Here is a 20,725-nt window from a genome sequence, read left to right as displayed (position 1 = left end):
CCTGCGCCTCCACACCAGCGTGGCACGCACGGACATGCCTCGCATTTCGATCACGGACGCCGCGTACCCGCCTCCCGCGCCGCCTCGTCCGCCGCCCCGCCGGCCCCCACGAGCCCCTTTCCGACCCCCCGCAGCCGCGGCTCGAAACGCCGCATCTCCCGCTGGCCGGCCATCCCGATGAGCCCCGGCAGACAGCCCCGCACCGACTGCATCCCGCGCAGCCACCACTGCGCGTACACATGCGCGGACCGTCGTTCGATCCCGGCCACGATCCGGTCCACCGCCGGGCCCAGCGGATACGTGCGGTTCGAGGGCCAGGGCAGCCGCTGCCGCAGCTCCCGCATCACCTCGTCCTGGTCGGCCCCGCGCACCATGTCCGTATCCGTCCAGGACAGATAGGCGACACCCACTCGCACGCCCTTGTACCCGACCTCCGCCCGCAGGCTGTGGGCGAATGCCTCGACGCCCGACTTCGACGCGCAGTAGGCCGTCATCATCGGCGCCGGCGTGATCGCGGCCAGTGACGCGATCTGCAGGAAGTACCCCCGGCTCTCCATCAGCACCGGCAGGAACGCCCGGCCCGTGACCGCGCTCCCGATCAGATTGACCTCGATCACCCGCCGCCACGCGACCGGATCCGAGTCCACGAAGGGACCTCCCGACGCCACACCCGCGTTCGCGACCACGATGTCGACCTTGCCGAAGCGCTCCTTGACCTCCTGCGCGACCCGCGCCATCGCCTCGTGGTCGGTCACATCCGCATGCCACCAGTCACTCTCGGTGCGCAGCCTGCCCGAGACCTGCTTCAGCTCGTCCGGCTCGAGGCCCACCAGCGCCACCCTCGCGCCGCGCGCCGACAGCTTGCGGGCGAGCAGCTCGCCCACGCCCCGCGCCGCGCCGGTGACGACCGCGACCTGTCCCTCCAGGCTCGTCCTGCTCATGCGGCCTCCTCCTTCTTGTTCACGAACGCGGCGACCAGTTCACGGATCTTCGCGGTGACGGCCTCGGGGGCCTCCACCGGCGTCATGTGCCCGATCCCGGCCAGTTCCACCAGCTCACGGCAGTCGGGCAGCTCTACGGCCAGCCGCCGCGCGTGCACCACCGGTGTGAGCCGGTCCGCCGTGCCCGCCACCACAATCGTGGGCACCCGCAACTCCCGTACGCCCGCGTCGAGATCGAGCTCCGCGAGCACCCGGGCCCAGGCCACCCGGGACGGCCGCGGGCAGGCGTGCACGATACGGGCGCACTCCGCCACCCGTTCCGGCGTCGAATCGGGGCCCATCGTCGCGTACTTGAGGATCCGCTTGGAGACGCGCGTCACGGGTCCGAGCGGGGCCCGCGCCCCGAGAACCATCCGAGTGATCCGGGTCCGCAGCCGCCCGGCGCGCATCGGCAGCAGCAGCGACTCGTCGACCAGCCGCGAACTGCCCGTACTGCACAGCAGTACCGCGGCCGCGTGCTCCGCGAAGGCCGGCCGGCCGGCGGCGGCCATCACGGTCATCCCTCCCATGGAATGCCCGGCGAGCAGGGCCTTCTCGCCCGGAGCCAGTACGGCGCCGAGCACCGCTTCCAGGTCGTCGGCGAGGACGTCCGTACCGACCGCGGCGAACGCGGTACGGCCGTGGCCGCGCTGGTCGTAGACCACGACCCGGTGGTCCCCTGCCAACTCCCTTATCTGCGCGGCCCAAAAGAGTGTGGAACAGGTCCAGCCGTGGGCGAGCACGACGGCGGGCGCGCCCTCCGGACCGTACACCTCGACATGGATCGGCGACCCGTCGGCGGAGACGGCGGTCAGGGTCCGGCTCGTCCGGCTCATCGCACGGCCTCCGTGGTCTCGGCAGCGGTCTTCGCGGTCTCGGCGGCGACTTGCGCGGGCTCGGCAGCGGACTGCGCCGACGCGTCCGTCGCAGGTACCCGTACGACCTCGTACTCGGCGAGGTTCACCTCACGCGTCGCCCTGCGGAACTCACCTGTCGTCCCCGGCCAGATGGTGGTGTTACGGCCATTGGCGTCCATGTACCAGCTGGTGCAGCCGCCGGTGTCCCATACCGTCCGCTTCATCCGCTCCTGTACCAGCCGGTTCCAGGCCCCCACGGCGGACGGCCGGGCGGCGAGCGCGGCACGGCCCCCCAGCACGTTCAACTGCCGCATGTAGTCGGCCATGTAGTTCAGCTGCGACTCGATCATCAGGATCATCGAGGAGTTCCCGAGGCCCGTGTTGGGGCCGATGATCGTCATCCAGTTGGGGAAGCCGGCCGCGGTGGCGCCGCGCAGCGACTCCATCCCGTCCTTCCATGCCTCCGCGAGCGTGATCCCGTCGGCTCCGACCACCCGCTCGGCGATCGGCAGGTCGGTCACATGGAAACCGGTGCCGAAGATGATCGCGTCGACCTCGGCTTGCGTGCCGTCGGCAGCGACGACCGTCGAACCGCGCACCTCCACAAGCCCCGAGGCCACCACATCCACATTGGGCTCGGCGAGCGCCGGGTAGTACTCGCTCGACAGCAGGATCCGCTTGCAGCCGATGCGGTACGAGGGCGTCAGCTTGGCCCGCAGAGCCGGGTCCTTGATGGCCTTGGCCATATTGGCCTTGGCGAGCGATTCGACGAGTCCCAGCTGCTTGGGCCGTTTGGTGAACGCGCTGACCTGCAACTCCCTTATCCCCCACAGCAGTCCGCGCCGCGCCGCCCCGGTGAACGGCAGCTGCCGGTGCAGCCAGCGCTCGGCCTCGCTGATCGTGCGGTCCATCCGCGGCATCACCCACGGCGGGGTCCGCTGGAAGAGCGTCAGCTGCCCGACCTCCGGCTGGATCGACGGCACGATCTGGATCGCCGACGCGCCGGTCCCGATCATCGCGACGCGCTTGCCGCGCAGGTCGTAGTCGTGGTCCCAGCGGGAGGAGTGGAAGACCTTCCCGGGGAAGCCGGCAAGGCCGTCGATGTCCGGCATCTTCGGGTCGGACAGCGGACCGGTCGCCGAGACGACGACGTCGGCGGTGATCGTGCCCTGCGAGGTCTCGATCTCCCAGTGCAGCTCGTCGCCCACCCAGCGCATCATCAGCACTTCATGGCTGAGGCGGATGTGGGGGCGCAGCCCGAAGGTGTCCGCGACATGCTCCAGATACGAGCGGATGTGTTCCTGCCCGGAGAAGGTGCGCGGCCAGTCGGGGTTGGGCGCGAAGGAGAACGAGTAGAGGTGCGAGGGCACGTCGCACGCGCACCCCGGATAGCTGTTGTCCCGCCAGGTCCCGCCGACCGAGTCCGCCCGTTCCAGGACGACGAAGTCGGTGATCCCCTCGCGGCGCAGCCGGACCGCGGCCCCCAGGCCGCCGAATCCGGATCCGATCACCGCCACCCGTACGTGCTCGTGCTGCTGGCCCATGCCGCCGCCTCCCGCTGGAACGTCATCACCCTGCCGGACCATGCCAGCAATCACTGGCATGATGGGGAGAGTAGAGCAGTGGGATACTGAGCGGTAGGGGCAGGACCTGACAAGTTACCGGCGGTACAACATAGGCTTCCCCTGTGGCAGACGGACGTGAGTACCGCATGGAGGAGCTGGCCGAAGAGGCCGGCATCACGGTGCGCACTCTGCGCTTCTACCGGGAGCGCGGGCTGATCCCGCCGCCGCGCCGCGAGGGCCGTATCGCCTGGTACGACGAGCACCACCTGGCCCGGCTCCGTACCATCGCCGCTCTCCTGGAGCGCGGCCACACCCTCAACGGCATCGCCGATCTCGCCACCGCATTCGAGAGCGGCCGCGACGTCGGTGACGTCCTTGGCCTCGGCGCCCCCACCGAGGAGGAGCCGGTCCGCCTCACCCCCCAGGAACTCGCCGACTACTTCGAGGGCGAGGTCACCCCGGAGAACCTTGCGGTCGCGCTGGACCTCGGCTACCTGGCCACCGACGGCGACGAGATCGTCCACATCAGCCGCCGCCTGCTCGACGTCTCATCCGCCCTGGTCCGCGAGGGCGTCCCACTGGCGACCGTCCTGGACGCGGGCCGCCGGGTCCGCGACCACGCGGACGCGCTGGCGGAACTCTTCGTCGGAATCCTGCGCGCTCACGCCCCGAAGGACGAGGTGGACAGACTGCGGCCGCTGGCGAAGAGCGTGGTGGACGCGGAGCTTTCGATGGCGATGGACCGGCACCTGCACCAGCTGCCCGAGTCCGGCCCTACCGAGGCGCGCCCCCACTGATCGCTTTGATCAGTTCTGATCAAAGTGCAGTACTGCAGCGGGAGTTCATGACCGGCGCGGGCAACCCTGGCTATGGTGCGATGGACCACGACGACAGCCAGGATGTGGAGGAAGCCGCGTGCCACAGGGGGAACCGGTGTCGCGGGACGAAGCCGTCAGGACCGCCTGGCAGATTCACTCCACGCTCGGCGAATGGACCCGCACCATCGACGCCAAGGCGTCCTTCGCCCTCGCCATGGAGTCTGCCGCGCTGGCGGGTGTGGCCGCCATGTCGGGCTCCGGCCGCAGGCTGAGCGAGATGTCCGGACTGGTCGCTCAAATCGGTCTGTGGCTGGGCGTGCTCCTCCTGGGGTTGTCCGCCGCGCTCGCGGTCCTCGCCGTGCTGCCGCGCCATGGCCACCAGGGCCGGTCGGCACCCGCGCAGGGGCAGTTCATCTTCTACGGACATCTGCGTCACTGGACTCCGGAGCAGCTCGCCGACCAGCTCGGCCGGCACGACCCCCTCCCGGCCCTGACGGGTCAACTGGTGACCATGAGCGAAATCCTGTGGACCAAGCACCGCCGGGTCCGGCAGTCGCTCGGCTGCGCTCTGGCGGGCGGTGTCCTGATCGCCGTGGTCGGCGCGTTCGGCTGATACCTCGAGGAGCGTCCATGACCGCGCGGCACACCGACCGGTACCGGTCGAACCGGGTTCCGTTCTGGAGCCTGCTCGACGATGCCGCCCGGCTCGCCCTCCGCCGCATCGGCGATCTCGAGACGTTCGCGGCCAAGGACAACCTCCTCCAGGAGAACGACCTCACCGACCATCTGCTCGTGGTCAGACGGGGTTGCGTGAAGGTCACCGCGCTTTCCGCCGACGGCTATCAAGCCGTACTCGCCATACGGAACGCGGGTGATCTGCTGGGCGAGCAGGCCGGGTTGGACGGCGGACCGCGCTCCGCCACCCTCACCGCCCTGACCACTGTGGAAGCGCTGGTCATGCCCGCGAGCGCCTTCAGGGACGCGGCGCGCCACCACTCGGCCATCGCCGCCGCGATGCAGCAAGTGCTGTCGGCGCGACTGCGGGACGCCGACAGCCAGCGCACCTCGACCGGCGGCGAGGCGATCCAGGCCCGCCTCGCCGCACTCCTGCTGGAGCTGGGCGAGAGATACGGCAGACGCGGCGACTCCGGCGCTCTGCTGATCGCCCTGCCGCTCTCGCAGGACGACATCGCCGGACTTGTGCTTGGCTCCCGCCGTACGGTCAGCCGCATCCTCGAGCAGTGGCGCGGCAACGGCTGGGTGACGACCGGGCGCAACCGGCTGGTCGTCGAGAACCCCGACGCGCTGAAGCGGGAATGCGGCGAAGGGCCCTGACCCGGGCACGGTCACACCTCGTCCCAGGACAGGGTCCGCAGCCCGTACTCCTCGGCCAGCGGGTTCCACGCAGCCACGAAGTCCTTCTTCGCGCGCGTCGCTTGTACGTTGGCGCGGTCCGCGTCCGCCCAGGCGTCCGCGGACGTCACCCGGCTCGTCGTGCATCCGTCGGCCATGTCGGTGGCCAGTCTGGAATAGGCCCTGTCCGCCTCGGCCGAACTCTTCCAGCCGGCCAGCAGATCCGCGGTCAGCCCGTCCGGCAACTGGTCGAGGCCTGCCTCCTCCAAGGCGCCGACCAGCCGGTCGCGGTTGCCGGCCGCATCGTCGAACACCCCTTTGGCCGCTTCGAGTTCACTGCCCCCGGGACATCCCATCACTCTCACCACGGACTCCGAGACGCTGCCTCGGTTGCCGTCGTTCTCCGTCAGCAGGCTCTCCAGAGTCTGCGCCTGTTCCTCACGCGTCTGAGTGGCTCCGGACCCGGGATCCTCGGACCCGTCTTCCCCACGAGCGTTGTCGAGCAGCTTGCTGCCCAGTGCGACGCCGATGACGAGAAGCGCCACCAGGACGAAGACCCAGCCGTAGCTCTTCTTGGGGCGCGCGGCGGGAGGACGGCGCGGCGGCACGGCACCCGAGCGTGCCGGGGCCGGGGTCCGGGCCGGGTTCGGTGTCCGGGCCGGGGCCGGGGTCTGCGCGGGCGTCCCCGCCGTTGCCGTAACCGCGTTCGCTGTCTGCGCCGTTGGCACGGTCCGCCGGGGCGGCGGCGTCCATGCCGGGCTGTTCACCACCGTCGGCGTCGGGGTGGCGGGCGCCGGCCGCGCCAGCGTGGCGGGAGCCGTGCTGACGGCGCTGCGCAGCGGACCGAGCCAGTCGGCGAGCGCGGGCCGCTGCCCGGGCACAGCGGCCAGACTGCGCTCCGCCAGCTGCCCCACCGCGCGGTCGGCCGACCGCAGGATGTTCACGTCCGATCCAACCTGATCGCCGATGAACAGCCGGGCGGCGAGCAGACCGAACTTGTAGACATCGCCTGCCCGGGTCGTCGGCTCCTCGGCCCCGGGCAGGCTCCAGCCCGGGGTCTGCACCGGCTTGAGCGCCCACTGGCCGCCCAGCACCATCGCGTCGCAGTCGATCAGGAAGCAACTGGGTGAGCCCTGCAACGAGAACAGCAGGTTCTTCGGCGACAGGTCCCCCACGACCACACCGAGCCCGTGCAGCCGGTCCAGCTTGCCCGCCAGATCCAGCAGCAGCTGGAAGCGCTGCCGGGGCGTGAACGAGATCCCGACGACCTTTCGCAAGTAGGCGTCTTTGTTCAGCAGAAACTCGAAGCCCGACGTCCTCCTCTCCGGTGAGGTCGTCAGCACCCGGAAGTAATGCTCCGGGATCTGCCTCATCAGGAATCCGTGTACATCGTTCCCCTGTCTCACCAACGCGGCGGGCCACGCCGTGTGCTCACCCAGCCAGCGGGCCGTCCCGTCCGCCTGGCGCGGCAGAAAAGCAACCATCCGCTCCAGTACGTCGGCCCTCAGCTCGCTCCTGCTCTTGCCGTCGTACTCCTTGTACACGACCGGCCATTCACCGTTGATCAGCCGCTTCTGAACGGCCCAGACGGTGCCCTGGCCGCCCTTGCCGAGCTGGGCTCCCCTGACGAGGGACGCCAGTTGGACCCCGGCGGCGGGGCCGCTCATGGCATCCCTTCCGTGAGGCGATGACGCGGCCAGACCGCCAGCAGGGTGCGGTCGTCGTCGAACGTCTCCCGGGAGAAGTCCAGCAGATGGGCGAGCGTGCGGGGCTCCCGCGGCGGATGCGACAGCCCCGCGGCCATCAGTTCGCCGACCATGCCCGCGCCGTCGCCCAGCGGCACGCCGAATCCGTCGGTGCCCACCAGGAGCACCCCGTCCGCCGGCAGTTGGTACGACCTCGGACGGAGCGCCGATGGCAGCCGCGGCAGCGCCAGCACCGCGGAGGACGAAATCTCGTCGTCGCTCTCCACGCCCAGCAAGGGGTGATAGAGCCCCTCGACCAGTTGCCAGGCCGCCGTGTCCCCGACCTGGACCAGGTCGACCCTGAGTGTTCCGTCGGCCAGTGGGAGGACCCTGCCTGCCACCAGGGTGGTCGCCAGGGTGGCGATGGCCTCCCTGCGATGCTCCTCGGAGGGCTCACCTACCCGGGCCACCCGCATCAGCAGCTGGTAGGCGGCGGCCTGCACCACGCGCGTCCAGTCGGGCTCCTTCCGTTCCTCGTCGAGCTGGCCGAGCAGGTCGTTCACGGCGGTACGGCAGGCGAGGGCGGCGCCGATGTGCGACTGCGGGGCTGCGGACACTCCGTCGGCCACCGCGAACACGACCGCCTCGGTGGCCTCGTGCCAGGCGACCGTGATGTCGTCCTGGCGCGGGCGTCCGCTGCACCTGTGCTCGTCACCCCGTACGGAGGCGAGCCGGACCGTGAGGTAGCGCGTGGACCACCCGTCGAAAACCGTGTCGGGGCGGTACGGGTCCGCGGGCGGCGGCTTGGGCTCCGGAACGGCGGCGGCCCGCCCGAGGACGATCCGGTCCCATCGGCCGGGCGGCGGCTGTTGCCGCGGTGGGGCCTGGACGTAACCCGGCGCCGGACGGGGCGGTCGCGGCGGGGGTGGCTGCAGTGGTTGCTGAGGCGGTTGTGCGTGCCGCGGCGGGGGCTGCTGCAGTGGATGCTGAGGTGGTTGCTGCGCCGGCTGCTGCGGTGGTTGCGCGTGCCGCGGCGGGCGTTGCCGGCCAGGCTCCGGCCGCGGCGGGGCTTCCCCCGGCTGCTGATGCCGCGGCTGAGGCGGGTGCTGCTGCGGCGGCTGGTGGGACGGCTGATGTGGCGGCTGGTGGGACGGCTGATGCGGGGGCTGATGCGGTTGCTGCTGGGACGGCTGTTGTGGAGGCCTCGCGTAACCCGGCTCCTGGTACGGCGGCTGCGCGTACCCCGGCTCCAGAAACTGCTGCTGCACATACCCGCCCCCCGTCTGCCGAGGGGGCTGCTGGTACTGCCCGTCAGGCTGCCCGCCCGGTGCCCCCGGCGCGGGAGGCCCGGGGGACGGCGCCGGCGCCGGCGCGGAAGGATCGGAGGACGCGGCGGGCTCCTCCGGGTCCTTGGCCCGCCCTTTCCTTCCGAAGAACTCCACCGTCACACCTCGTCGATCGCGAGACGGAAGCCCTCGGGCTTCTCCACGATCAGCTCCGCCTGGCCCGAGGCCATCGCATTGCCCGACTCCACGACGCTCTTGGTGAGCGCGGTGAAGAACTTGGCGATGGAATCGCCGAGTTGCGACCCGGGCAGGGAGATGAAGGCGAACTCCGACTGCGTGGCGACGTTGAGGATGGTCTCGGCCTCGGCCTGTCCGATGCCGAAGGCGATGACGTTGGGCGCCGCGCCGGTGATCTTGCGGTCGGTGAGTCTGCGGTGCACCTCCATCCAGTTCTCACGCGGATTGGGCTGCCCGTCGCTGAGGAAGAACACCGCGGGACGGTGCACCCGGTACCCCTGGCTCTTGAGGCTGCGCACATCGTCGGGAACGCGCTGGAGCAGCGCGCTGAAGGCCGCCTCGTAGCTGGTCCCGCCGCCGGCCGAGAGCCGGGGCAGCTCGCTCTCACCCCTCAGGTCCGCGAGGATCAGGTGCTCCGTGACGGTGTTGGAGAAGCCCAGTACGGAGAACCGCACTTTGGCCGCCGCCATCGGTTCACCGAGCAAGGCCATGTGCAGCGATTTCATCCCGGCGTTGAGGTCGTCGACATGAGAGGCCATCGAATAGGACTCGTCAGCCAGTACGTACACCGGCAGCAGCTGCCCAAGTGTCTCCATGCGTGTTTCCTTTCTACTGAACGTTCTTGACGGGAGTCAGGCCCTGCGGGCAGTCCAGGCGGAGCTCCATTCCGCCCGCCAGGGCGCTGCGCCCGAGATGCAGCACGGTGTTCTGCAGGAGTACGGAGAACTGCACCGCCGACTGCGCGAGATCAGCCCCGGGAAGCGCCACGACGCCGAGTTCGGGCCGGCTGGCGAGGCGTTCCACGGTGTGTCCCCGAACCTCGCCGATACCGCAGGCCACCAGGTGCGGGTGGTACTTGTGCCGCATCAGCTCCGCACGTACATCGCCCCATTGGGGCGCGTCCTCGGCCTCTCCCACGGCGAGGAGGAAGACCACCGGCCGCAGTACCCGGGCCACCTGCTGCTTGAGCCGTTCCGTCTCCAGCGGCACCAGGTCCAGCAGTCGCCGGAAGGCCGGCGCGTAGCGGCAGCCCGGCCCGCCGCGCAGGTCGGGGATGCCCGTCTGCCAGGTCACCTCGGTGAGCGGCAGCAGCACTTCGGCCGTGTCCGCGTACGAGAGCACGGAGAGCCGCACCGCGGCGGCCACGTCCGGGCTGTTGGCCAGCAGGGTCTGCAACGACCGTAGGGCGTTGGCCAGTTCGGTCGCGCAGCCCGCCGCGGCAGCCGAGGCGTCGAGAACCACATAGACCGGCACCAGACCGGTGGCCGGCGCTCCGGCGGCGGGCGTGGCGGGCTGTGCGCCGGCGTCGCCCCACGTACGGACGGGAGCGGACCGGGACTGCGGGATCGCCGACGGCGCGCCACCGCCCTGCGTCCCGGCGAGATGGCCGTGCGCGCCGGCCGCATGGCGGCCCGGCCCGATGGCCGGCGCGGGACCGGGCGCGGACGCCTGCCCCGACGGCGACAGGACGCCCGCCACCCCCGCTCCCAGCACCCCATTGCGTACGCCCGGCAGATCGACGTCCCTGACCACACCCTTGTCGATCAGGTACTTGACCATCTCCACATGACGCTGCTCCTGGATCTCCACCTGGCCGGCCCGGGACTCCTCGAGTCGCAGCAGCAGCCCCATGGCCTCCTGGGTGTCATTGGGGTGCTTGGTCAGGTGTTCCCGGACCAGACTCTCGAAGTCGAGCTGAACGGCCGCGAGCACCTTGCGCTCCTGCTCCTCCCGGGCGATCCGCGCCTGATGCTCGATGTCCTTGATCGACTCGGTGTGCCAGGCCTGTCCCACGGCCGCCTTGTTCGAGTGCAGCCCCAGGGCGTCCTCCCGCTCCGCCTGCCTGAGCCGGCGGATGAATTCGCGGGAGGCGGCGTCCGGTTCCAGCTGGATGGTGCAGTGGTAGATGGTGATGCCCTCGGTGAGCTGCATGTCCTGGGCGAAAGCCCCGTTCATACGCGTCTGGGCGGCCAACGCCTCGGTGATGGGGAACTCGGCCGCGTAGAGGCGCATCCGGTGTGTCAGACAGCCGTAGATCACGGAGAGGGCGTCCTGGACGTTGCCACGCACCAGCCGCACCGGGTCATGGACCCGGAATCCGACATCGATCTTCGCCTCGAAGCGATGTCCGCCGTCCTGGCAGGTCAGCGGGGTCTCGGTCAGCTTGGCGGAACGCCGGTGGTCACTGAGGTCGACGGCGTAGCAGGCCCGGTTCTTGCCGAACCACCGCTGGCTGCGCGTACGGACGGTCTCGACCTCCCACGGAGCGCCTTCGACCGGATAGACGATCGCCACGCTCGGCGGAAGGTTCGGGAGCGCGCCCACCTGGCTCCGCGGGATCGGGCGGTCATTGAGAATCAGCGAGACGGTCACTCAGCACCTTCTCCAGGTCGAGCTGGGCATGAACGGTGGAGGCGGCCAGCGGCAGCGGCGCCAGGTTGTCCGGGTGCGTCCATTCGTCGGCGCACCGCCGCAGGATCCGGCCCGAGCGCTCGTCCCCGTAGGCGATCGCGCCGATCATCAGGCGGAACATCTCGCGCAGCTCCGGGTCGCGCTCGGCCAGCGCCGCCCAGTTCCGCATCACCTGCTCCGCCTCGTCGTCGAAGAACGCCTGGTTCAGCGCCGCACGCCAGAGCCTGATGAACGGCTCCTGCAACTCGGGCCTGCGGTGGGCCAGATACAGCAGCGCGGGCCGGTCGGGCACCTGCCCGCCCACGCTGCGCTCCTCGGTGTCGATGACGAGCTGGGCCGCCAGGATCAGGAAGGACAGCAGGGCCGTGGGGCGCGCCCGGTAGTCCGCCGCCTGCTCATGCAGCATGTTCAGCACGGCTGCCGTCAGCTCGAAGTCGTCCGCAAGCAGGTCGGCCAGGCTGCATCCGACCGCCACCGCCACGGTCACATTCCCGACCACGGCCAGCCGCCCGATCTCCTCCACCGGACGGTCCGTCACCGCGCCCAGACCATGGACGCGGGCAGCCGTCGCCTGTCCCAGCGGGCGGCTGCGGTCGCCGAGCCATGTCTCCACCATGGCGGCGGCCTGCTCCCGGACCCAGTCGTCACGGCAGCCGACGGACAGGGCATAGGCGACGGCCGCACGGCGGTACGCGCTGTCGCTGTACGCCCAACGGTTCAGGATCCGGCCGGACACATAGCCGAAGGAGTCGGCGGCGAGCACGCCCAGACCGGCGGCCGCGTAGACACGGACCTCCTCCGAGGGGTCCATGACCAACTGGCCGAGCCAGTCGAGAAGTTCGTCCTGGATCTCGTACTGGGTCCAGGCGTGCTTGATGACCATGCGCGGATAGTCCGGATCCTTGTACTCCAGCACGTCGCCGGGCTCGCCCTGGGACTTGGGCACCGCACGGGCCCGCAGCAGGGTCAGCTGTCTGCGCCGCGGCACCGCGAACAGGTTTCTGGGCTGCGGCAGACGACCGTCGGCCCCCGCCGCCCTGATGTACGGCGCGTCGTCCTCCAGCCGGTCACGCAGGGCGCGGGCCGCTCGCGCGACGTACTCCTGAGGCAGCCCGTTCAGCACCGCGAGCGCCAGTGCCAGACTGCGGGCGGCCAGGTCGGGCAGGCTCTCGGCCCAGATCTCGAAGTCCTCGGCCTCCGTGCGCGCCCGGCGCTCCCTGAGGCGCTCCGCGCTCAGCTCTCCCGACTCGTACTCCTCGCAGAGCGCGGCGGCGAGTTCAGCGGCCTGCCGACAGGCGGGTTCGCCCGCGAGCAGCTCCGCGAGGAGGTCGTACACATCGGGCCTTGCCAGCAGCCGGCCGGCGGCGCGTTCCCCCAGGCGCCAGCGGACATGGGCGCGGACGACGGCGTGCTGGTCCGGTTCCTCACTCACATCCAGTACGCCGCCGAGCAGTTCGCTGTCGGACACCTCGGTGCTGGCTACGGTCAGCACCATCCAGGCACCGGCCCGGGACAGCGCCCCCTGGACCTTCTCGAAGCCCTCTCGGTCCAGGTTGCCGATGTCGGCCGGGTGGTCGAGCAGGAAGGCCACGCCCCGCTCGATCCCGCCGCTGCCGCTCTCCAGCTGGTCGGCGAGCGAGGCGAAGTCCACATCACTGTCCAGGTGGTACACGGGGCCGCCCTGGCAGGCTCCCATCAGCAGGCGCACGGCCAGGGCCGACTTCCCGTACCCGTGCGCGCCGCGCAGGATCAGGAGGTTCTGCTTGCGCAGGGCCTCGCTCGCGACGCTGAAGCAGAGCGGCGGGTGGTACGCGAAACGCACCCGCTCCTCGATCAGCGGCGACAGGGTGCGCAGCCGCTTCTTCGTACCGCCCAGGAGCAGCACGTACTTGTCGCCGCCCACGATGTCGCCCTCGACGTTCGCCACCGCGTTCTGCAGATGGCCGTGGCGCAGCGATCCCTGTCCCATCCGGCCGGTGGCCTCGAAGGACTCGGCTCCGGGACCCGACTGCGGCGCTTCGGGCTGGGCGGCGGCGCCGTCCGGTTGTTCGCCCGGCGGTGTGCCGGATCCCTCGGCCCCGTGGACCGGGGCGGGCGGAGCGCTGTCCGTTGCCCCGCCCGCCGACGGCCCCCCCGTACCGGCCGCCGGCGGGCTTCCCCCTGCTCCGCCGGCGGCCGGGGCTCCCGGCGCGGGTACGGTCATGGCCGCACCGGCCCCGTGGTGTTCACGTTGACCGTCTTGTCACCCGCGAACTGGTCTCCCTGGACCGTTCCGGTGTGGAAGGTCACCGGGCGGTACGCGCCACCGGGCGTCTGCTGCCCGCCGGGGCCCGCGGAGGCCGCCGGGCCGCCCCGCTCGCCACCGCTGTCCCCTTCGCCCTTGCCCCCGTCGTCGTTCTCGCCGGCCGCCGGGAGGCCGGGAGGCGCCGGATACCCGGGCACGGTGATCCAGCTGTGCACGACCTCGCCGTGCTTGGTGGCGAACCGCATCGGCAGATACGCGGCCGGGTCGATACCGCGATGGCCGTGCCTGATCACCCCGCGGTAGGTCTCGTCCGAGACGATGAACACCATGCGGGCGGAGGGCGCCGAGACCAGAACGTCGCGCAGCGGCTGGGCATCCACCAGCCGGCAGGCGGTGTTGACCGCGTCGCCCGACCAGCCCTCCGCGTCCCGCACGGCGAGCCCCTGGTGCAGCGACACCCGGAAGCGGAGGGCGTGTGCCTCGCTGAACATCGCGCTCTTCTGGGCGAGTTCGTCGTCGAACTCACGGATGAACGGCCCGGCGAGCAGAATCGGCGAGACCGTGCCCGGCGCGATCATCAAAACGCCGTCGCCCCGGTCCTCGCACACAATGTCCTCGACCGGCAGCCCGGACCGCTCCATCGCGCTCTTGAGTGTCTCGTACATCGCCGCGCGCACTGATCGCTGGAGCGGATCGGTGCGCACGCTGAAGTTCTCGATGTCGAGGACCACGATCCAGCGGTGTGTGGCGTGACCAGCCATTTGGCGTACCTCCCGAAGGCTGCTGTCGATCAGCTGCCTCAGTAGTACGACATCGCCGCGGCACGGGTATACGCCAGTTGACTCATAGCTGAAATTGACCGAAGTGGATCAAAAATTCAGCGCCGCCGGACTCTTTTCGACCGATCAAGTCCAATGTCTCTTCAGTTGAGTTGAACGGGCGTACGGGAGCCGACCGCGAACGCGAATCCCCTGCAGCTCCTACAGCTCGTACACCGCGGTCACCGGCGCGTGGTCGCTCCACCGCTCCCCGTGCGTCGCCGCACGCTCCACCCACGCCTTCACCGCGCGCCCCGCCAGGCCCGCCGTCGCCACCTGGTAGTCGATCCGCCAGCCCGTGTCGTTGTCGAAGGCCCGCCCGCGGTAGGACCACCACGAGTACGGCCCCTCCTGGTCCGGGTGCAGCGCCCGAACCACGTCCACGTACTCCGCCTCGCCGAAGACCCGGGACAGCCACTCCCGCTCCTCGGGCAGGAAGCCGGAGTTCTTCTTGTTGCCCTTCCAGTTCTTGAGGTCCGTCTCCTGGTGCGCGATGTTCCAGTCGCCGCACACCACCACCTCGCGCCCGTCCGCCGCCGCGCGGGCCTTCAGTTCGCGCAGATAGGGCAGGAACTCGTCCATGAACCGGATCTTCTCGTCCTGGCGGTCCGTCCCCACCTCGCCCGAGGGCAGATACAGGCTCGCCACGGTGACACCCGGCAGGTCCGCCTCGACGTACCGCCCGCTTCCGTCGAATTCGGCCGACCCGAAACCGATCCGCACCGCGTCCGGCTCACGCCGCGTGTAGAGGGAGACACCCGCGCGCCCCTTCGCCGCGGCCGGGGCGTGCACGGTGTGCCAGCCGTCCGGCTCGCGCACCTCGTCCGGGAGCTGGTGGGCCTCGGCCCGGACCTCCTGGAGGCAGATCGCGTCGGCGTCTGTACCGGCCAGCCACTGGGCGAAGCCCTTCTTGGCCGCGGCGCGGAGTCCATTCACATTCACGGTTGTCACGGTGAGCATCCCGGCACCCTACCGAGCACCGCACCGGCAGCCCGCATTCGCATACCCGTACGATCTGCCCATGGATTTCCGCGCCACGCCGTTCGACCACCCCGACGCCGTCAAACTCAACGACGAGGTTCAGCTCGAATACGCCGAGCGGTACCAGGACGCGGGCGATGTCACACCGCTGGACCCCGCGATGTTCCTGCCGCCCCGCGGCCTCTACCTCGTCGCGTACGACGACCAGGGCCGGCCCGTGGCGACCGGCGGCTGGCGCGCCCAGGACGCGAACCCCGAGGGCTACTCCGACGGAGACGCCGAGCTCAAGCGCATGTACGTGGTCCCCGAGGCGCGCGGCCTCGGTCTCGCCCGTCGCATCCTCGCCGCCCTGGAGGACGACGCCCACGCCGCCCGCCGCACCCGGATGGTGCTGGAGACCGGCGTCATGCAGCCCGAGGCGATCGGCCTCTACACCTCGGCCGGCTATCTGCCGTGCACGAAATTCGGCCACTACCGGGAGTACGTGAACAGCCGCTGCTTTGCCAAGCCCTTGTCGCGCCCCTGACATAAACACGCTTCCCGTGGCACTCTGCCTCACGCACGCCGATCCGCACCGCCTCATCCCCCACCCTGCCCGCGCGACACCACGCGCGGGCACGGCAGAAGGAGACATGCGTGAGACGCCATCGCACCCCCGCCGGGATCCTGCTGACCGTGGCCGCCCTGCTCGCCGGCGCTCTGTCGGCCACCGCCGCCGACGCGGCCCCCGCTCCCTCGCCCGCCCCCACCGTCTTCAAGCAGCGGCAGACGCAGGGCTTCTGGACCGCTGAGCGGATGCGCAACGCCACCCCGCTCGATCTGCTGCCGCTGACCCGCGACGGGCTCAAGGCGCTGGGGACCCCCAAGCGCGGCGGCAAGGAGACCGTCATATCCCCCACCGACGTCTCGCCCACCGCCTTCCCGCAGGCCGGCGGCGCGTGGACGGGTGGCGGCGCCGTGGTCAAGACGTCCGGACGGGTGTTCTTCAGCTTCCAGGGGCGTACGGCCTCCTGCTCCGGCAACTCCGTCACCAGCCAGAACGGCAGCACCGTGATCACCGCGGGCCACTGCGTGAAGTACCAGGGCAGCTGGCACACCAACTGGGTCTTCGTGCCCGCGTACGACAACGGCCAGGCGCCGTACGGCCAGTGGTCCGCCACCAAGACCCTCTCCACCGACCAGTGGGCGGCGAGCGAGGACATCAACTACGACGTCGGCGCGGCCGTCGTCGCCCCGCTGGGCGGCAAGACGCTCGCCGAGACGGTCGGCGCGCAGGGCCTGAGCTTCAACGGCGGCTACAACAAGGCGATGTACGCCTTCGGCTTCCCCGCCGCCGCTCCGTACGACGGCACAAAGCTCGTCTATTGCAGCGGGAACTCCTCCAAGGACTTCCTGTTCTCCAGGGACCACAGCCTGGGCTGCAACATGACGGGCGGCTCCAGCGGCGGCCCCTGGTTCACCTCGTTCAGCGAGGCCACCGGCACCGGCCTGCAGGCCTCGGTGAACAGCTTCGGCTACATCTTCCTGCCGAACCGGATGTTCGGTCCCTACTTCGGCAATGAGGCCAAGGCCGTCTACGACAAGGCCCAGGTCTCCTGAGCCACTTGAGCGACCCGGGCCGGCGGGGGCCGCTCAGCCCCCGCCGGGCCGGGGCACGGCCGCCGTCTCGTGCTCGCCCTCGGTGTCCACATGCGGCAGGATCCGGTCCAGCCACCGCGGCGTCCACCAGGCGGCCTGCCCCAGCAGCGTCATCACCGCCGGCACCAGCAGCAGCCGCACCACGGTCGCGTCGATCAGCACGCTCACGGCGAGGCCGAGACCCAGCATCTTCACCACGATGTTGTCGCTGATGATGAAGGCGGCGAAGACGCTGACCATGATCAGCGCGGCGCAGGTGATCACCCGCGCGGTGATCTCCAGCGCGTGCGCGACGCTCGCCTGCGGGTCGCCGGTCCGCAGCCAGGCCTCATGGACGCGGGAGAGCAGGAAGATCTCGTAGTCCATGCTCAGACCGAAGACGATCGCGAACATCATCATCGGCACATAGCTCTCGATGGGCACCTTGCCCGAGACCCCGAGCGCCGGGCCGCCCCAGCCCCACTGGAAGACGGCCACCACGACTCCGTACGAGGCGGCGATGGAAAGGACGTTCAGCACCGCCGCCTTGACCGCGACCAGCACCCCGCGGAAGACGATCAGGATGATGACGAAGGCGAGAGCCACCACCACGGCGATGATCAGGGGCAGCCGGCTGGAGACGATGTCCAGGAAGTCGACCTGGGCGGCGGTCGTGCCGGTCACATAGCCCGCGGCGGACGTGCCGGAGACAGCCTGCGGCAGGATGTCGTCCACCAGCCGGTTGACCAGCTTTGTGGTGTCCTCGTCCTGCGGCGCCTGCTGCGAGTAGGCGGTCGCGACCAGTACGTCCCCGTCCGAAGTCGGCTTCAGCGGCGTGATGGTGGCGGCCCCCGGCACATCGGTGAGCGCCTTCTGGGCCTGCGAGGAGAGCGCCGCCCGGTCGGCGGACGCCACCGAGGTCTGATCGATGACGAGGGTCAGCGGCCCGTTGGAGCCCGGCCCGAAGGCCTCGGACATCAGGTCGTACGCCCGCCGGTCGGTGAAGGACTTCGGGTCGGCGCCGTCCCCGATATGGCCCAGCTGGATGGAGAACAGCGGTACGGCGAGCACCGCGATGGCGGCCACCCCGCACGCCAGGAACTGCCACGGCCGGCGCTGGACGCGCAGCGCGTACCGGTGCCAGGTGCCGTGCACCTCCTCACCCGGCTTGGCGCCGGTCTCGGCGATCGGCGTACGCACCCGGTACTTGTCGATCCGCCGGCCGATCAGCCCCAGCAGGGCGGGCACGAGCGTGAGCGCGCCGATGACGGCCGTCACCACGGTGACGGCGGCGGCCACCCCGAGTTTGGAGATGAAGCTGACTCCGGAGACGGACAGTCCGGCCAGGGCGATGATGACCGTGCACCCGGAGACGAGCACCGCCCGTCCGCTGGTGGCCACCGCCTGGCCGGCCGCGTTCACCGGGTCCGCGCCGTCCATGAGGTTCTGCCGGTGCCGGGTGATCAGGAAGAGCGCGTAGTCGATACCCACGCCCAGCCCGATCATGGTGGCCAGCGTGGGTGAGACCGTGGCGAAGGTGAACGCGGCGGCGATCATCCCGAGCACGGCAAGCCCACAGATGACGCTGATCAGCGCCGTCAGCAGCGGCACAAGGGCGGCGAGCACACTGCCGAAGCCGACCAGCAGCACCACGATCGCCACCGCGAAGCCGATCACCTCACTGGTCCGGTCGTCGGCCGGGGGCCGGGCCAGCTCACCCAGCGCGCCGCCGTACTCCACATCCACTCCGGCCGTCCGCAACGGCTGGACCGCCTCGTCCACCCCGTCGAGATACGACTCCTCAAGGGTGGAGGGCTGCTTGTCGAAGCGCACCGTGATGTACGCCGTTGAACCGTCCGAGGACAGCGGACCGACGTTCTGGCCGGCCGGCTGCGGCGGCGCGGTGCCGCCGGGCGGCGGCAGCGGATTCTGCGCCGAGATCACATGCGGCAGCTTCTGCAGATCGCCGATCGCGGTGGACATCTGCGAGCTGTAGGCGGTGAGCGGCTTCGAGGTGTCGTGCAGAACGATCTGGCTGCTGTAGCCCCCGGCGGAGGGCTGGTGCTTCTCGAGCACGTCCAGCCCCTTCGTCGACTGGACGCCGGGCAGCGAGAAGTCGTCGGAGTATTCACCGCCGTACGCGTGATGGAGGATCTGAAGTCCGGCGAGGGCGACCAGCCAGGCGACCAGGACGAACACACAACGGCAGGCGCACCATTCACCGAGCCTGCGCAGGAGCCCCTTATGGGGCGCGGGTTCGGACCGGCGGGCGGCCTGCGGAGGCAGCTCAGCCTTCGTCATGCGTCTCTCCCGACACGAAACCGAAGCGGACATTCCGCATTAAAAGCCCGATCCGCCAGGACGGCATGCCCAGCGGCCACGCACCATCGCGATGCGCAAAACGACGAAGTCCCGCCCGATCGTGATGATCGGACGGGACTTCGTCAGTTGTTGTTCCTCAAGCTGGACGTGGACGGAGAGCAGCTGAGCCGGTACGAGGCCGGGCAAGCCGATGTCAGCGTCGACGCCGAAGACGTCCGGGGCTCTACAGCGGGCGGGCTTCGCAGTTCCCTGAGGCCGCTGGTTGGTCTGGGTAGCCCGTTCACTTTGTGGTCAGGGCCAGCGTCATGGGGATGTCGGCGTTGTACTTGTCGAACGCTCCGGTGTGGTGCAGGTAGAGCTTTCCCCGCTCGAAGAGCGCCGGATCGCCTGCATCATCGGCAACCATGCTGTCGTCGGGCTGCGCCAAGCCATCCGGCATCTGCAGCAGAGTGGTCTGCTTTCCGTCCCGTGGAGCCAGATGCACGACCCGGCTGCCCCGCATGCCTGTCGGCTGCATGTAGGCGATGAGGCCGTCGCCCTCGGCGCGGATCGGCACCAGGGTCCGCGCGAGGTCGGTGGCAGCGGTGGATACCCACTTGCGCTTCCCCGTATGGACATCGAAGGCAGCAATCGCGTTCGCCTTGAAGAAGGAGTGCGGGTCGCTGGAGGTGTAGATGGTGTCCTTCGTCGTGACGATGGCGTTGCAGGTGGTGCCGTACATCTCGCAGCCGGCCACGTAATCGTCTCCGATGTCGATGGTGGCCTCCAGCTTCCCGCTTGTCGACACTGTCAGAAGTCCGTCCGCGTCCAGGAGGTCTGCGCCGGACATCACGGCAAGCACGAGAGGTTCGTTGGAGACGATCCACGCTCCGGCCTTCTTCGGAAGCGTGTACCGCCAGATCGTCTTCCCGGTGTCCGGGCTTCGTTGACCCACCTTGAATCGCCCGTCGCAGCCGCCGATCGTGAGCAGCTGCCGACCGCCTGAATGTTCCTCACCTGTGCAGCCCTGTGTGGGCGCGTCCCACATCTGTTTGCCGGTCGAGAGCTGATAGCCGACAGATGCACCCGGCCACCCGGCGGCGGCAATGTCCTCGCTGATGGCGACGGACAGGTGCAGGCCCAGGTTTGCCTTGTCGTTGGGGATGGACTTGCGCCACACCACAAGGCCCTTGTTGACGTCGATGACAGCGAACTCTGTGCAACGGTTCTTCGTGCCGATGTGCACCACGGCGATCCTGCCGGTGCTGGTGATGGTGCGTGAGGCCTCACAGAGGTTGCCGCTCAGTGGGATGGTCCACCTCGGCTTCCCCGTGGCGGCGTCGTAGCCCTTCACGGCGCTGGGAGCGCCTGAGGCGTACGTCGTGGAAGTGATCCAGGTGCCTTCAGCGGATACCCGCTGGTCATCGTCGGCAGGTGTCTTGGGTCCGGCAACGCGGAACAGCTCCTTGCCCTCGGTGCTGCGGGATGCCGGTGAAGCCGTCGCAGGCTTGCCATCCTCCTGGCTGTGGGAGTCGGCCCGGCCTGCCTGGCCGTCGTGCAGCAAGGCTGC

General features: G+C 70.0%; 17 protein-coding genes. 5 read left to right on the top strand and 12 right to left on the bottom strand.

Annotated features, from left to right (window positions below; genetic code table 11):
• Window positions 1–50: 50 nt before the first annotated feature.
• The 3 genes from J7E87_RS33640 to J7E87_RS33630 are packed head-to-tail and all read right to left on the bottom strand — an operon-like array spanning window position 51 to window position 3,381.
• A complete protein-coding gene (locus J7E87_RS33640; protein ID WP_215098452.1) occupies window positions 51–941 on the bottom strand; it encodes an SDR family oxidoreductase in 891 nt (296 codons plus the stop codon).
• Window positions 938–1,816 carry an alpha/beta fold hydrolase gene (locus J7E87_RS33635; protein ID WP_215098451.1) on the bottom strand — a complete coding sequence of 293 codons (879 nt, stop codon included), beginning with the start codon at window positions 1,814–1,816 and terminating at the stop codon, window positions 938–940. The genes J7E87_RS33640 and J7E87_RS33635 overlap by 4 nt, the downstream gene beginning before the upstream one ends.
• On the bottom strand, window positions 1,813–3,381 hold the full coding sequence (locus J7E87_RS33630; RefSeq protein WP_215098464.1) for an NAD(P)/FAD-dependent oxidoreductase: 1,569 nt from the start codon (window positions 3,379–3,381) through the stop codon (window positions 1,813–1,815). Before J7E87_RS33630 ends, J7E87_RS33635 begins: the two co-directional genes overlap by 4 nt.
• Before the next feature lie 167 nt (window positions 3,382–3,548).
• On the opposite strand from J7E87_RS33630, the gene J7E87_RS33625 reads away from it, so the two are divergent.
• From J7E87_RS33625 to J7E87_RS33615, 3 genes are all read left to right on the top strand, one after another.
• Window positions 3,549–4,199: a MerR family transcriptional regulator gene (locus J7E87_RS33625; RefSeq protein WP_215098463.1), complete on the top strand. Its 651-nt coding sequence runs from the start codon at window positions 3,549–3,551 to the stop codon at window positions 4,197–4,199.
• 118 nt (window positions 4,200–4,317) lie between these two features.
• Window positions 4,318–4,833, top strand: a complete 516-nt coding sequence (locus J7E87_RS33620) for a Pycsar system effector family protein (RefSeq protein ID WP_215098450.1) — start codon at window positions 4,318–4,320, stop codon at window positions 4,831–4,833.
• A 17-nt stretch (window positions 4,834–4,850) separates the two neighbouring features.
• Window positions 4,851–5,555 carry a Crp/Fnr family transcriptional regulator gene (locus tag J7E87_RS33615; protein ID WP_215098449.1) on the top strand — a complete coding sequence of 235 codons (705 nt, stop codon included), beginning with the start codon at window positions 4,851–4,853 and terminating at the stop codon, window positions 5,553–5,555.
• 11 nt (window positions 5,556–5,566) lie between these two features.
• On the opposite strand, the gene J7E87_RS33610 is transcribed toward J7E87_RS33615, so the two are convergent.
• The 7 genes from J7E87_RS33610 to J7E87_RS33580 form a co-directional block, all read right to left on the bottom strand.
• A complete protein-coding gene (locus J7E87_RS33610) occupies window positions 5,567–7,240 on the bottom strand; it encodes a hypothetical protein (protein ID WP_215098448.1) in 1,674 nt (557 codons plus the stop codon).
• On the bottom strand, window positions 7,237–8,526 hold the full coding sequence (locus J7E87_RS33605) for a protein phosphatase 2C domain-containing protein (RefSeq protein ID WP_215098447.1): 1,290 nt from the start codon (window positions 8,524–8,526) through the stop codon (window positions 7,237–7,239). The genes J7E87_RS33610 and J7E87_RS33605 overlap by 4 nt, the downstream gene beginning before the upstream one ends.
• A gap of 176 nt (window positions 8,527–8,702) precedes the next feature.
• On the bottom strand, window positions 8,703–9,377 hold the full coding sequence (locus J7E87_RS33600) for a hypothetical protein (protein ID WP_215098446.1): 675 nt from the start codon (window positions 9,375–9,377) through the stop codon (window positions 8,703–8,705).
• A 13-nt stretch (window positions 9,378–9,390) separates the two neighbouring features.
• Complete coding sequence (locus J7E87_RS33595) at window positions 9,391–11,154, bottom strand: hypothetical protein (protein ID WP_215098445.1); 1,764 nt, start codon at window positions 11,152–11,154, stop codon at window positions 9,391–9,393.
• Window positions 11,129–13,396, bottom strand: a complete 2,268-nt coding sequence (locus J7E87_RS33590; protein WP_215098444.1) for a hypothetical protein — start codon at window positions 13,394–13,396, stop codon at window positions 11,129–11,131. The genes J7E87_RS33595 and J7E87_RS33590 overlap by 26 nt, the downstream gene beginning before the upstream one ends.
• Window positions 13,393–14,199 (bottom strand): hypothetical protein, encoded by an 807-nt coding sequence (locus J7E87_RS33585; RefSeq protein ID WP_215098443.1) that lies wholly within the window; start codon window positions 14,197–14,199, stop codon window positions 13,393–13,395. The genes J7E87_RS33590 and J7E87_RS33585 overlap by 4 nt, the downstream gene beginning before the upstream one ends.
• Window positions 14,200–14,418: 219 nt before the next feature.
• Window positions 14,419–15,216, bottom strand: a complete 798-nt coding sequence (locus J7E87_RS33580; protein WP_215098442.1) for an exodeoxyribonuclease III — start codon at window positions 15,214–15,216, stop codon at window positions 14,419–14,421.
• Window positions 15,217–15,277: 61 nt separating this feature from the next.
• Between J7E87_RS33580 and J7E87_RS33575 the strand changes: the two genes are divergently transcribed.
• Window positions 15,278–15,763 (top strand): GNAT family N-acetyltransferase, encoded by a 486-nt coding sequence (locus J7E87_RS33575; protein WP_215098441.1) that lies wholly within the window; start codon window positions 15,278–15,280, stop codon window positions 15,761–15,763.
• A 110-nt stretch (window positions 15,764–15,873) separates the two neighbouring features.
• Entirely contained in the window at window positions 15,874–16,836 is a 963-nt protein-coding gene (locus tag J7E87_RS33570; protein WP_215098440.1) for a serine protease, read from the top strand.
• Between the two features lie 33 nt (window positions 16,837–16,869).
• On the opposite strand, the gene J7E87_RS33565 is transcribed toward J7E87_RS33570, so the two are convergent.
• Window positions 16,870–19,155: an MMPL family transporter gene (locus J7E87_RS33565; protein WP_215098439.1), complete on the bottom strand. Its 2,286-nt coding sequence runs from the start codon at window positions 19,153–19,155 to the stop codon at window positions 16,870–16,872.
• Window positions 19,156–19,456: 301 nt separating this feature from the next.
• On the bottom strand, window positions 19,457–20,719 hold the full coding sequence (locus J7E87_RS33560; protein ID WP_215098438.1) for a PQQ-binding-like beta-propeller repeat protein: 1,263 nt from the start codon (window positions 20,717–20,719) through the stop codon (window positions 19,457–19,459).
• Window positions 20,720–20,725 lie beyond the last annotated feature (6 nt).

Source organism: Streptomyces sp. ISL-1 (assembly GCF_018614585.1).
Lineage (GTDB): Bacteria > Actinomycetota > Actinomycetes > Streptomycetales > Streptomycetaceae > Streptomyces > Streptomyces maoxianensis.
The sequence above is the reverse complement of the archived record's forward strand: the minus strand, read 5'-3'. Positions and strand labels throughout refer to the sequence as shown.